This is a genomic window from Lysinibacillus sp. JK80, assembly GCF_027557635.1.
GTDB lineage: Bacteria > Bacillota > Bacilli > Bacillales_A > Planococcaceae > Lysinibacillus > Lysinibacillus capsici.
This window is the reverse complement of sequence record NZ_CP058997.1, coordinates 377120-390766: the sequence shown is the minus strand read 5'-3', so window position 1 is coordinate 390766 and position 13647 is coordinate 377120. Positions and strand designations below refer to the sequence as shown.

General features: G+C 39.1%; 14 protein-coding genes. 5 read left to right on the top strand and 9 right to left on the bottom strand.

All coding sequences use genetic code 11. The features are described from left to right. Positions 1-389: 389 nt before the first annotated feature. From ilvD to HXV90_RS01980, 3 genes are all read right to left on the bottom strand, one after another. Positions 390-2060: a dihydroxy-acid dehydratase gene (gene ilvD, locus HXV90_RS01990; protein ID WP_004231412.1), complete on the bottom strand. Its 1671-nt coding sequence runs from the start codon at positions 2058-2060 to the stop codon at positions 390-392. A gap of 370 nt (positions 2061-2430) precedes the next feature. Further along, a complete protein-coding gene (locus tag HXV90_RS01985; protein ID WP_269898242.1) occupies positions 2431-3753 on the bottom strand; it encodes a D-arabinono-1,4-lactone oxidase in 1323 nt (440 codons plus the stop codon). Then, positions 3741-4916: an amino acid deaminase/aldolase gene (locus HXV90_RS01980; protein WP_259950800.1), complete on the bottom strand. Its 1176-nt coding sequence runs from the start codon at positions 4914-4916 to the stop codon at positions 3741-3743. The genes HXV90_RS01985 and HXV90_RS01980 overlap by 13 nt, the downstream gene beginning before the upstream one ends. 804 nt (positions 4917-5720) lie before the next feature. On the opposite strand from HXV90_RS01980, the gene HXV90_RS01975 reads away from it, so the two are divergent. After that, positions 5721-5978, top strand: a complete 258-nt coding sequence (locus HXV90_RS01975; RefSeq protein WP_004231402.1) for a GlsB/YeaQ/YmgE family stress response membrane protein — start codon at positions 5721-5723, stop codon at positions 5976-5978. Positions 5979-6013: 35 nt separating this feature from the next. Here HXV90_RS01975 and HXV90_RS01970 read toward each other — a convergent pair whose 3' ends face one another. Continuing rightward, complete coding sequence (locus HXV90_RS01970; RefSeq protein WP_016995260.1) at positions 6014-6712, bottom strand: lytic transglycosylase domain-containing protein; 699 nt, start codon at positions 6710-6712, stop codon at positions 6014-6016. A 204-nt stretch (positions 6713-6916) separates the two neighbouring features. Between HXV90_RS01970 and mscL the strand changes: the two genes are divergently transcribed. The 3 genes from mscL to HXV90_RS01955 all read left to right on the top strand — a co-directional run bounded on the left by mscL (position 6917) and on the right by HXV90_RS01955 (position 10121). After that, positions 6917-7306, top strand: coding sequence for a large conductance mechanosensitive channel protein MscL (gene mscL / locus HXV90_RS01965; RefSeq protein ID WP_009370295.1), 390 nt, complete (start codon positions 6917-6919; stop codon positions 7304-7306). 535 nt (positions 7307-7841) lie between these two features. Beyond that, complete coding sequence (locus HXV90_RS01960; RefSeq protein WP_131521508.1) at positions 7842-8957, top strand: methionine biosynthesis PLP-dependent protein; 1116 nt, start codon at positions 7842-7844, stop codon at positions 8955-8957. A gap of 3 nt (positions 8958-8960) precedes the next feature. Continuing rightward, the gene (locus tag HXV90_RS01955) at positions 8961-10121 is read left to right on the top strand and encodes an aminotransferase class I/II-fold pyridoxal phosphate-dependent enzyme (RefSeq protein WP_269898241.1); all 1161 of its coding nucleotides are present in this window, start codon (positions 8961-8963) and stop codon (positions 10119-10121) included. A 52-nt stretch (positions 10122-10173) separates the two neighbouring features. Here HXV90_RS01955 and HXV90_RS01950 read toward each other — a convergent pair whose 3' ends face one another. Continuing rightward, on the bottom strand, positions 10174-10602 hold the full coding sequence (locus tag HXV90_RS01950) for an NUDIX hydrolase (protein ID WP_004231389.1): 429 nt from the start codon (positions 10600-10602) through the stop codon (positions 10174-10176). A 69-nt stretch (positions 10603-10671) separates the two neighbouring features. Here HXV90_RS01950 and HXV90_RS01945 point away from each other — a divergent pair, with 69 nt between their 5' ends. Further along, positions 10672-11163 carry a GNAT family N-acetyltransferase gene (locus HXV90_RS01945; protein WP_269898240.1) on the top strand — a complete coding sequence of 164 codons (492 nt, stop codon included), beginning with the start codon at positions 10672-10674 and terminating at the stop codon, positions 11161-11163. Positions 11164-11193: 30 nt separating this feature from the next. Here HXV90_RS01945 and HXV90_RS01940 read toward each other — a convergent pair whose 3' ends face one another. The 4 genes from HXV90_RS01940 to HXV90_RS01925 all read right to left on the bottom strand — a co-directional run bounded on the left by HXV90_RS01940 (position 11194) and on the right by HXV90_RS01925 (position 13642). Beyond that, positions 11194-11532, bottom strand: a complete 339-nt coding sequence (locus HXV90_RS01940) for a cupin domain-containing protein (RefSeq protein ID WP_269898239.1) — start codon at positions 11530-11532, stop codon at positions 11194-11196. Positions 11533-11552: 20 nt separating this feature from the next. Continuing rightward, complete coding sequence (locus tag HXV90_RS01935; RefSeq protein ID WP_048392376.1) at positions 11553-12089, bottom strand: hypothetical protein; 537 nt, start codon at positions 12087-12089, stop codon at positions 11553-11555. 119 nt (positions 12090-12208) lie between these two features. Then, complete coding sequence (locus HXV90_RS01930) at positions 12209-12361, bottom strand: YpzG family protein (RefSeq protein ID WP_004231380.1); 153 nt, start codon at positions 12359-12361, stop codon at positions 12209-12211. Positions 12362-12469: 108 nt separating this feature from the next. Further along, positions 12470-13642 (bottom strand): amidohydrolase, encoded by a 1173-nt coding sequence (locus HXV90_RS01925; protein ID WP_269898238.1) that lies wholly within the window; start codon positions 13640-13642, stop codon positions 12470-12472. Positions 13643-13647 lie beyond the last annotated feature (5 nt).

Sequence of the window (13647 nt, the reverse complement as noted above, 5' to 3'; positions counted from 1 at the left end):
CGTTGAGAGGCTGTTCAATTGCATCGTGAAAATAATAAAAAGCCTTTTTCTCCACACGCAAAGAACTACCTTACGTAGGGATGAAAAAGACTTTCCATGGTACCACCCTTTTTTATAGCAAATAATTGCTACCTCGCGAATAAATGACAGCATTTATGCACCAATGCGAAAGACATCGCATCCAATATAGTGCCATAAAACATTTATTCATTAATAACGAGCACTTTCGACTATGCCCGGAGCTATCTAATGGTGTAAACACGTTTAATAGCCCACTCCGAGGGGATGTCGGATCTAGTTGTATCGCCGGCTTCCAGCACGACCGGCTCTCTGGTAGATACAAGGCTCTAGAACCTTTAACCTCATCAACGTTTTTATTTATCTAGTTGTTAAATTTTCATTACGCCTCCAGTGGAAGCGCTCGTCACTAATTTTGAATATCTTGCTAACCAACCACGTTTGATTTTTGGCTCAAAGACTGGTAATTTTGCACGACGTTCAGCTAAAACTTCATCTGAAACTTGTAAATTAATCGTACGATTTGGTAGATCAATTTCGATAATATCTCCGTTTTCTACTAAAGCGATTGGACCGCCTTCAGCAGCTTCTGGTGAAATATGGCCAATTGAAATACCACGAGATGCACCTGAGAAACGACCATCTGTAATTAATGCAACCTTTGTACCAAGGCCTCGACCTTGAATGGCAGATGTTGGTGCAAGCATTTCTGGCATCCCTGGGCCACCCTTAGGTCCTTCATAGCGAATGACGACTACATGGCCCTCTTTCACCGTTCCATTATCAATGTTTTCTTGTGCTGCTTCTTGTGAATCAAAGACAATTGCCTCGCCCTTGAATACTTTAATAGAAGGATCAACGGCCCCTACTTTAATAACAGAGCCATCTGGTGCGATGTTACCGAATAAAACTGATAATCCACCTACAGCACTATACGGATTGTCTTTTGTTCGAATGACTTGATCATTCGTGATGTGATAATCTTTGACAAGCTCACCCATTGTAACGCCTGCTACGGTTGGACGGTCTGGATGAATAGCACCTGGAATAGATGTTAATTCATTAATAATGGCACTTACTCCACCCGCTTTATTAATATCATCCATTGAAATATCTGAAGCAGGCATGATTTTTGCTAAATAAGGCACTCTTTCCGCTACTTTATTAATATCTTCAATGTTGTAATCTATTTCGGCTTCATTGGCAATTGCTAATGTATGAAGAACTGTATTTGTGGAGCCCCCCATTGCCATATCAAGAGCAAAAGCATCATCAATTGCCTCTTTTGTAATAATATCGCGAGGTTTAACGTCTTCCTTGACCATGCGAATTAATTGCTTAGCTGCTTCTTTAATCAGCTTGTGACGCTCTTCAGAAGTGGCAACGATTGTACCATTTCCAGGTAAAGCAACACCAAGCATTTCCATTAAGCAGTTCATGGAATTTGCTGTAAACATGCCTGAGCATGAACCACACGTCGGACAAGCATTATTCTCAATATCCAACAGCTCTTCCGCAGACATTTTTCCTGATTTGTGTGCTCCTACACCTTCAAACACAGATGTTAAGGAAAGCTGTTTCCCTGCTGCAGAAGTTCCTGCCTCCATTGGACCACCTGAAACAAAGATAGATGGTACATTCGTACGAACTGCTGCCATAAGCATTCCTGGTGTAATTTTGTCACAGTTTGGAATATAAAATACGCCATCAAACCAATGTGCATTAATAACTGTTTCAGCAGAGTCTGCTATAATTTCACGACTTGGTAAGGAATAACGCATACCAATATGCCCCATTGCAATACCATCATCGACACCAATTGTATTAAATTCGAATGGAATACCACCCGCTTCAATAATAGCTTCTTTCACTACATCAGCGAACGTACGTAAATGAACGTGACCTGGTATTATGTCGATATAAGAGTTACAAACCCCAATAAATGGTTTGCCTAGATCTTTTGCTTTTACTTTGCCTGTTGCATATAAAAGACTTCGATGTGGCGCTCGATCTACGCCTACTTTAATCATGTCACTTCTCATTTTAAACGCCCCTCATTGCTATCCATACTATGTTCGTTGCTATAGACAAAATGTTCTGTCTTTTTAATTTTTGTTTATAGAGTAATAGTCTCTTAGACGACTACTGCTGTAACGAACGTGTTAAATTGTTGTTATCATAGTACGAAAAAAAGGTCTCGTCAACACTATTTTTTGAATTGTTTAAACAATTCAAAAAATCTGTCAAAATTGAAATCGTTTACATGCTGATTAAGCATCAGTTTTATCTCGCTTTGATAAAAATTTTGACATTTCGTTCAAATTTTAATTTTTTAATAATAAACAAAAATGGATAAATAAAAAATTTCCATATATTTGAATAAGCTAAGTTATCCAATCCTAGAGATAACGCTTACAATAGAAACAACTTTTTTAAGTATCCTGTAAAAAATATTTGTTCAGGATCATATTGGTGTCGAATGCTTAAAAACTTTTCAATCTCTGGATACAACGCATAGACCGTTTGCGCTGTTAAATGATGTTGTTTTCCCCAGTGAGGACGACCTTCATATTTTTGCATCAATGTATGCACCCATTTAAAGTAAGGCTCTTCTGCCTTTCCCTTATACATATGAAAGGCTATAAAAGCCGACTCACGCCCTTGTGTTGGACTTAAAAAACCTGCTTCGCCTGCAGTTGTTCGACACTCTAAAGGAAAATGAACATTAAAAGTCCCTTTTTTAAAGGTTGCATGGATTTCCTCCAAACAAGCTTCAAACTGTGATAAAGGGATGGCATATTCACTTTCTTGAAACTTCACGCTACGAGGTGAGGGATAAATTTCATAGCTTATCCCTACTTTTTCACTTTCTACCACATTGGCAGCCGCTATCTTGCTCATGGCACTACTTAAACCAGGTTTCCACTTACAAAGCTCTGACATCGCAAAGAAAGCCCCGTTTTCTACTATTTGTAGCTTTAACGTTTCTATTTTTTTATTCCATTCACTTTGAAAAACAGGCGCGACCGCATTCATCCGTTTTACTTGAATTGTTTCACTACCAGGGAAATAAAACCACTCCACATGACGATGTTGACGAATATCCTCCGCAAATAACGAGAGACCATTTGTCAATGTTTCTCTTGCCCCCACATAATGCAAACCATATAGTGGTACGACCTTAATCGTTACTTTGACCAGAACACCTAGCATCCCAAGAGATACATGCAGCGCTTCAGATAAATCATCCATACCTCTCCTATGTTCCTGATAAGTACCAGTACCGTCTACAAATCCCCATGCCTGGACAGCTGACGATAGAGAACCAAGTGTAACCCCTGTGCCATGTGTGCCAGTTGACACCGCCCCTGCAATGGTTTGCTCCTGTATATCGCCCATATTGATTAACGCAAAACCGTGTTTCGCTAGCATTGGTCCAATTTCATATAGGTAGGTCCCCGCCCATAATGTTGCCTCCTGCCTTTCCTCATTCACAGCGATTAATCCACGCAGATTATGTAAGGAAATTGCTATATGCTCAGGCATAGCCACAGCGCTAAAAGAATGAGCAGCACCTGTGACACGGATTGTCTTTCCTGATTGACACGCATGCTTCACAATTGCTGAAACTTCATCAATAGAGTGTGGTAAATACATTTCACTCGGATAGGAAATAACATTCCCAGCCCAGTTTGTCCACTTTTCACCATTTCGCCATTTTTCTATAGAAAACATTGTCCATCCCCCCTATATGTTGTGTAATGTCCTGCATACTTGTCCCCGCGAATAGCATGCAGGACCTGAAAACGCTCACAAAGCTCTCCAGCCTTCGCATGTCGAAAATAAATGGTATCGCCAATATGGATACTCTTCCCTTTGACCTTAATAGGTGTTTGCACTTCCCCTGCGCCTTCTAGGCTAAGATATGCAAAAGTGGTAGGGTCATAGAATACAGGCAAACGATCCATCCCAATGGCTCCAGAAGCCGTATAGCCTCCCCCATGACAAACAACGATATTTTTTTCAGGCATTCTTGTTACACGTAAGGCAAATCCAGCAGCCTTTTCTAGCTGTAAATGTGTAAATTGATCGAACAATGCTGGTGCATAAAAAGCCGAGCCAACTGTAATTTCCGTTACTTCCTTCTGTTGATTGGTGTACGTCATACTTCCTGATCCTCCACCATTAACAAAGCGTAGATTTGGAAAATAAGCCTTGATATGGGCGATCGCTAATCGACGAAACTGCGTTACTTGCTTTTTGGCTTGTACTTGCATGGCTTCTATGACTCTACCTTTTAAAGCATTTGCAGGACGATTGCCAACCCCTGCTATTTGAGCCTCATAGCCCATCGCTCCTACCACTTCAATTACAGGGGTGTTTTGAATGGTTTGTAAAAAAGGTGTCAACGTTTCAAGAGAAGACAATGACGAACGTTTTGTTCCAAAATACAATACTTTAAAATCATTAGAAACATTAAGATCAATACAAACCTGTACACGTACGCCAATCTCTTGTCCTAATTTCGCCAATAGTTGGATATGTTCTTGTCTGTCTACCATAAAGGTGACGATTTTTCCTTCCTTTACAAAATGCAACAATCGACGAATCGTTGCTTCCTCCATTACTGGATAGCCAAGCAATAAGTCATCAAACTGCTGCTCTAATAAAAAAAGGGTCTCTGCTGCAGTAAATGTCATAAACCCCACAACATTCACAAGTTTTTTCTGTATATAACGAAGGACCTCAATAGAACGAATCGATTTTGTTGCAATACGAATTTGTTTTCCCCCACAAGCATCTTGAACCATTTGTATATTTTTATCTAGTGCATCTAAATCTAACCATGCAAATGGTCTTTCCAAATCACAAAATGCTTGATCCAATCTTGACGTCATTTCATCACTCCCTTGTATAAACTATGTATTTGACATTTAGCAGAATAATTCCTTTTTTCAGTTAATTAAGCAAAATAAAACAACCGTGAGCCTGTTTTACAATAAGACTACACGGTTGTTTTAATATGGGATAAACATTTCATTCACCTTTCTATTAAATTGGTTACGATGCGTATAAGAAATCAGCTGCAAGATTTAGCATTACTAATAAATGCAAACCAGCAATTAAAAAGCCTTGACGATTTAGACGTTTCATAACAGCCATATTCATATGACCACGCTCCTTTTCTACATTATAATCCCTTTATACAGAATTTTCAAACTATTAAAAAGTGGAAATTTACCTATTTTTCTTTTTCTACACAAAAAATTCTCCCAAAGAAATAAGGAATTGCACATAGAATTGACATTCTGTTTCAATAAAAAATAATGTATTTTTTCACGAATGAAAAGGTTATTGTAGTAAATAATTTAGTTAAATGGCTGTTTTTTTATTGTTACTGGCGATTGGGCGTTGCATGCATTTCTGGTACGAATTGAATACATGAACATACTATAGAAGTAAGCGATAATCGGTGTATGTACAATATAGAAGTAATTGTAGTTAATGTGGACATTTTCACGGTAGTTTATGCAGGTGGATTAGCTATAAAGTGAGCACAGCAAAGGAGCTGCATTCACTTGTCTACAGCCTTATTTACAACATGTAATAATTACTAAACAAAATCACAGTGTTTAATCTACTCCATTCAGGGTATAACTAAGTAATCGCCATTATATCTTAAATTTAAGGAGATGAAAGTAATGATTAGTTTCATTTGGTATTTAATTATTGGAGGAATTCTTGGATGGCTAGCTGGCGTCATTTTAGGTAAAGATGTACCAGGCGGCATCATCGGGAATATTATTGCAGGGATTGTCGGTTCTTGGATTGGTAGTATGGTTTTAGGGAACTGGGGCTGGAGAGTAAGTGATTTCTACGTGTTCCCAGCACTAATCGGTGCCATCGTGTTGATCTTTATCGTCAGCCTTATTTTAAAAGGTATGCGTAAAGCAACTTAAATATGTAATGAAGAGCCATCCAATGTGATGGCTCTTTATTTTTTTTCATGTAAGAGAACAGCTGCTTGGAGTTCATCGTGAAAATCATCATACAACTGGTAGTAATATAACACATCCTCAACATATTTCTCGCTATGGTTGTATTGATAAACAGCTTTCTTAATATTCCCTGTCGCAGCACCGTATTTGGATAAGTAATTCGCAGCACTAAATACTGCATCCTCAATATCATAGGGATCAGCTATTCCATCCCCATTTGCGTCAACGCCATATCCTCCATATTTAGCAATCGTCTCAGGACTCATCAATTCAGTTTTTGTGATGCTTCCTTTTCCCAAACCTGAGCATGTGGGATGCTGCCAGCCAACGAATGTACAGGGCATGAATTGCATATGCCCCTCCGCCCCAGCAGAGGATACCATTGATTTTACCGTAGAAAACCGTGTTTCAATACGATGATGCGCAGCAAGTAATGTCCAGGGTACACCATATTTTTCTTCTGCAGCTACATAAACGGGAATGTATTGCTCAGGAATTTTCATATCGAAATGCTGTTGAATCTCCTCAATTGCCTTTTGCTGGACAAGCTTTTCGAATATCGGTAATGTTTGAAGCTCCTTCCAAGCAAAAAATGTGAGAACATACACGGTAATTGCAATTGGAATCAATAATGCTATCATACCCAATTTTGTCGCGGGTGATAACAGAGGTTTGTTATTCTTTTTCTTTGCCATACGTCACACCTAATCTAGTATTCTTTTTCTATATTACCAAATTTTCCGTAATGTGCAGTATATCTTTTCATTTTGAAAGAATGAAGTCTTCCACATCTATGAAAGTACATCATTTCCACCATGAAAGCAGTTGAAAGGTTTGCTAAAAATATAGTAAAATACAGATTGATTCGTTTATTGGATAATAATAGGGAGGAATTTATTTTGTGGAAAGACTTTAAAGAATTTGCGATGAAAGGCAATATTGTCGATCTAGCAGTAGCAGTAGTCATTGGTGGTGCTTTCGGTAAAATTGTTACCTCCTTAGTTGAAAATATCATCATGCCATTAGTCGGTGTTTTAACAGGTGGTATTGATTTAACAAAGAGTTTTGTTTTTGGCTCAGGTGAAGCCCAAATCAATTTTGGTGTATTTCTACAATCCATCATTGATTTTTTAATCATAGCATTTGCCATTTTTATGGCCTTACGAATTATGACAAAGCTCACACGTAAAAAAGAAGAAGCAGTCGTGGAAGAACCAGCACCTGAACTCGATGCCAAAGAAGAGCTTCTCAAAGAAATTCGCGACTTGCTAAAAAAAGAACAAGCCTAACATGTTGTTAAAGCATCTGTCTCTCAAAGGAGGCAGATGTTTTTATTTTGTCTCCTTTATTTTTTGTGTTCTAACCGCTACTTCAGAACCTATCCCTCACTTTGTCTGCTCTATCCACCATTTTTCACGTTGTATCCGCTACTTTTCACGTTCTAACCGCTACTTCAAAACCTATCCCTCACTTTGTCCGCTCTATCCCTCATTTTTTACGTTGTATCCGCTACTTTTCACGTTCTAACCGCTACTTCAGAACCTATCCCCCACTTTGTCTGCTCTATTCGCCACTTTTCACGTTCTATCCGCTACTTTCTATCTTGTATCCGCTAACTTGAAACTATCCTCTCTTTAGCTCTATCTTTATCCTGGAATCTCCTACTATTCCTAGGTGATTAACTATAAATAATCTAGCTAATTTTCAGAAATCACCTTGTTCTTCTTTAGTATCCATGTTAAATTGGTAACAATTATTGAGAATACTATTAAATTGAAAGCAAAAGTTGTTGCTTTTAATAATATTGAAGAAAAGAGTGACGTCATGACATTAAACAGAAGTATTGAAACAAAGCTTGTACAACTTGGTAATTTAAGTGACCCAGCAACAGGAGCTGTGAGCCCACCCATTCATTTATCGACTGCTTATAAACATACTGGGATTGGTGAATCTACTGGTTTTGACTATACACGTACAAAAAATCCAACACGTGCTCTTTTAGAAGCAGGAATTGCTGATTTAGAGGGTGGCGATATGGGCTTTGCCTGTAGTTCCGGGATGGCTGCCATTCAATTGGTGTTATCCCTATTTAAACCAGGCGATGAATTAGTCGTGCCAGATGATTTATATGGTGGTACATATAGACTTTTTAATTTCTTCCAAGATACTTATAATATTAAGCCTGTTTATTCAAAATTTGAATCGGTTGAACAGGTGGAAGCATTAATGAATGAAAATACACGTGCAATATTTATTGAAACACCAACAAATCCACTTATGCAGGAGTTTGATTTACAAGTGTATGCGGAGTTAGCACATAAGCATGGGGCATGGTTAATTGTGGATAATACTTTTTATACGCCTTACTTCCAACGCCCTATTGAATTAGGCGCAGATATTGTGCTTCATTCTGCAACGAAGTATATTGGTGGTCATAATGATGTTTTAGCTGGGCTAGTGGTTGCTAAAGGCACAGAATTAGCCGAACGCATTGGCTTTATTCATAATGGTAGTGGCATGGTGCTAGGAGCTATGGATTCATGGTTACTTATTCGTGGTCTAAAAACAATGCATCTACGCTTAAAGCAACATGATGCCAATGCGAAGGCGATTGCTGCTTACTTAGAGGAAGAAGAGTTAGTGACCGATGTCCTTTATACTGGAAAAGGTGGCATGCTGTCATTCCGCTTGCAAAAGCCTGAGTGGATTGACCCATTCCTTCGTAACTTAAAGTTAATTACTTTTGCTGAAAGTCTTGGCGGTGTCGAAAGCTTTATTACGTATCCTGCTACACAAACACATGCAGATATGCCTTATGAAGAGCGTGTGGAGCGTGGCGTTTGTGATCGTTTATTACGCTTCTCTGTTGGCATTGAGGAAGCAGAAGATTTAATGGCAGACTTACGACAAGTGTTTGATATCCTTAGAAAAGAGGCGTAATTGATGAAGCAACGTATTGAAACAAGCCTCATTCACGCAGGTGTTCGTGATGGCTATAGTAATAAAAAAGGGGCTGTTAACGTCCCGATGTATCTGTCCTCTACTTTCCATCAAGAAAGTATAGATGAATTTGGAGAATATGATTATGCTCGTTCAGGCAACCCTACAAGTGATGCGTTAGAAAAAGCTGTAGCAGAGCTTGAGGGTGGCGTTCGTGCCCATGCATTTTCATCTGGTATCGCTGCCGTATCAGCAGCATTAATGCTGTTATCGCAGGGAGATCATATCGTCATGACTGAGGATGTTTATGGTGGAACCTATCGTTTTGTAACAAAGGTGTTGCCGCGCTTTGGGATTTCCCATACATTTGTAGATTTTACGGATCTAGCAGCTGTAGAAGCAGCAATCACGCCAGCTACAAAACTACTTTATATGGAAACACCATCAAATCCAACGTTAGGCATTACAGATATTCGTGGTGTAGTGGCGCTTGCCAAGCAACACCACTGCCTTACATTCTTGGATAATACTTTTATGACACCGTTACACCAACGCCCACTAGAACTTGGTGTAGATGTCGTCATTCATAGTGCAACGAAGTTTTTATCTGGACATTCTGATATTATTGCTGGCTTAACGGTTACTGCCGATGAAAAGCTAGGTCAGGATCTCTACTTTATCCAAAATTCATTCGGTAATATTTTAGGTGTACAGGATTCATTCACACTACTACAAAACATCAAAACAACAGATGTACGTTTTAGTCGTTCTGCTGAATCTGCACAAAAAATTGCTGTGTATTTGGCTAGCAATCCACTAGTTGAGCAGGTCTACTATCCGGGGCTTGCTACACACCCTGGCTACGCTATTCATCAACGTCAAAGCACAAGTCCTGGGGCCGTTTTATCCTTCCGACTACCAAGCTATACAGCTGCAAAGGCATTGGTTGAGGCGATGACAATTCCAGTATTTGCGGTCTCTCTTGGAGGAGTAGAATCTATTCTTTCTTACCCTGCAAAAATGAGTCATGCTGCTATGGAGCCTGAAGAGCGTGCTAAACGAGACATCACAGATGGTCTTCTACGTTTTTCTGTAGGACTTGAGCATGTTGATGATTTAATTGCTGATTTTGCACAAGCCCTAGAGATTGCTGCCAAGGCTTAATTGAATCAACATAAAAACCGCGTCCAATTGACGCGGTTTTATTATAATAGGTTCAATTTCTTACCTTTGCTAACAATCGGTATAAATAATCGCCATGCCCCTTTGCTAGCAGGGCATCTTGCTCAGCTGAAATCCAATAGAATGAAAAGATTAAATCCCCTTCGTTTAAGCCTGTTGGATGATGTTGCCATGCATCCCGTGTTTCATCGGATGTTAAATGATAAAAATACCGTTTCTGTAAAACACCTGATGGATGATTAAAATAGTCCTGTGCTATTAGCGCTTGAACGACAAGTGTGGTTAGACCTGTTTCTTCTAGCATTTCACGTTTCACAGCATCTAAAGGTGTTTCCCCTTCCTCAACCGTACCTTTGGGCACCTGGATACCTGCCCCAACTGAATTCTGTTCAAATACGAGTACCTGTAATTGATCCTCATGCGTTCTCGTGATATAGCCAAAAGCTTTTTCAATTACTTGCATGAAAGTGACCCCCTTTGAATGATTGAATGTTACAATAAAGAGAAAAATTGGAATAGCAGGTGAAAAGTGTTGACACTTATTATACGACAGATGCAAGAAAATGACATTACTTTTGTACAAGAAATTGCTAGAATAAGCTGGCATCATACATACGAAGGAATCATTCCACGTGACATTCAAGATCGTTTTTTACAACTAGCTTATAGTCGAGAACGATTAATCGAACGTCTTATCAATAGTCCGTTTCTCGTTGCAATTTTTGATGAATGGCTAGTAGGCTTTGCTAATTTTTCAAATGTAACACAAGGTGAGGCGGAGCTACATGCGATTTATTTACATCCTGATATGCATGGTAAGGGCGTGGGTACTGCACTTTTACAGGAAGGACTACGTATGCTCCCAAATCTATCGTCTTTATTTGTTTGTGTAGAGAAAGAAAATAAACTTGGTATGCATTTTTATCAAGCAAAGGGATTTATAGCAATAGAAGAATTTGATGAACAATTTGATGGCCATCTACTTAAAACAGTTAAATTGGTTAAACAATATGAAAAAGTGTAACGGTTCTTGCAACTACCGTTACACTTTTATTTATGTAAGATTTATCTGCTCCGCTTGGATAACTAGTGCTGTTAAGCCAGTTATACTACCAGATTCATGCGCCTGTCCTTGATGCCATAGTACTCCCTGTCCTGTTTTTATCGTGATTTTTTCACCATCTTCACCACTAATCCATCCCTCTCCATTAATAACGATAAATAGCTGTGGAATGGGGGCGTCATGCAAACCAACCACACCGCCTGGCTCAATATAGATGAAACCAATCGTCGTAGGTACTTCCATTTTCGTGATTTTTCTATAAAATGTATCAATGGATTGGTATTGATGAATTGGATTTGCTAAATCTTGTGTAAATTGTATGAGTTGCATTTCGCGAAAATCCCTTCCTATTAGGCTAGTTCTTCTTCAGCAAATGCTAAAAGTGTTCCATCTTCTTTTTTAAAATAAAAAGCAAATGCATCATAGCCATTTCTTTTAATCGTTTCCCAGTTAGTGTTTTCTCCATTTATAAGTTGAACATTTTCTTGTTCATCTACCTCATAGTCGTCTATTTCTCCATCATAGTCGATGTTATAGAAAAATGATAATACGACTTCTGTTTCGGGTAAATTATATTTTTCTAGTGGACGGTTGTCACGGTGATTCTCTGTATACGCCTCACAAAATAGCGCATTATAACCATGTAGAGTTGCATCAAAGAGCAAAATTTCCTCGGCAGATAAAGGATCTTTAGCAACGATTCTAGCGGTTGAGCCTGTAATATAAGGCATTTCCTCCCCTTCAATCATTAGCAAATCACCGTAATACCAAATTTCAAATTGTTCATTGCCTGCACTAGAATGAAGCTGAAACTGGGATTCAACGTCATCTATAATTTGGACGTTTCCTGCAAATTGCTGTAGATAAATGGGAATAGGATTAATCATAGCTTTGCTCTCCTTTTCTGTTAGAAATTACTTCCTTACAATATAATACATCTTTCTTAGTCATAAAGAAAAACCCAGAATTTTTTCTGGGCTTGATGACACTTACTTTTCTAGCATGATTAAAACTGACGGGCCTTTGCTTCACTTCGCAAGAGACGGTTATGGAGAGTAATCTCCGTTTCACCATTTACTTGCGATTTTGATCGCTTAATCCTTGACCAGTTGCGGTGGATTTTTTGAGATTTGGGGTCTAGTTGTTCGAACCTACTCATTTTTCATCCTCCTCATCATTATAGATTTCATAAGTGAAATCTTCTTTATTATGACCAGCTAAGGTGAATTTATACTAATTTCATAAGAAGCTTAGTTACTTCACTTTATTAGTTTTCGCTTAACCAAGTTAACGCATATTGTACATATAATTCGGCTCCAACGCGCAAACCATCTTCATCGATATTAAAATGGCCGTTATGATGTGCCCAGCGTGTATCCTTTTCTGTATTGCCTGAGCCTACTAGAGCAAAACAGCCAGGTACTTCATCTAAGTAAAAGCTAAAGTCTTCTCCACCCATTGTCGGATCATCAATATGATAAGCATCCGCGCCAAAATGTTCAGCTGCAAGGCGCTCGACTAAGCTGGCACTCGCCACATCATTGTTGACGGCTTGTGTACCATATTCATAAACGACCTCTGCTGTGCCACCATAAAGTGAGGCAATCTGGTCAGCATAATGACGAATTTGCGTTTCGATATGTGAACGAACCTCTTTATCAAAACAACGCACAGTCCCTTCTAAAATGGCATCTTCTGCAATTACATTAAAGCGTGTGCCAACCTCCATTTTTCCAATTGTAAGAACGGCAGATTGAAGTGGATTGACTGTACGTGCCACAACTGTTTGGACATTCAAAGCAAACGTTGAAGCAATCATCACGGCATCAATGGCATCATGTGGGACTGCGGCATGACCGCCCTGCCCTTTAAAGCGCACTTTGAAAATATCAGCAGAGGCAAAGGCAGGACCTTTATTACACTGAATTTTCCCTGTGTCAATTTGTGACCAAATATGAATACCAAAGACGTTATCTACACCTTTCATTGCTCCTTGCTCTACCATCGCTTTTGCGCCTGTAGCTACTTCTTCCGCTGGCTGGAAAATAAAACGAACTGTTCCCTCAATTTCTTCTTGTACCGTATGTAATGTCTTAGCTGCAATCAGCAACATGGCTGTATGCGCATCATGACCACAGGCATGCATCTTACCATCCGTTTTAGAGCGATACGGAATATCTTCTCGTATTTCATAAACTGATAATGCATCCATATCTGCACGTAAGGCAACGGTTTTTCCTTCCTTGCCCCCTTTTAACTCCGCAATAATGCCTGTTGGCTCTGTTCGTCTATACGGAATACCAAGGTTCTCTAAATATGCTGCTACATAATTCGTTGTTTCATATTCTTCCCAAGAAAGCTCTGGCTCACTGTGCAATTTTTGACGAATTGCCACAAGCTCACTATTTAATTCCGCAATAATTTCTTTCATTTTATTCATGCTGA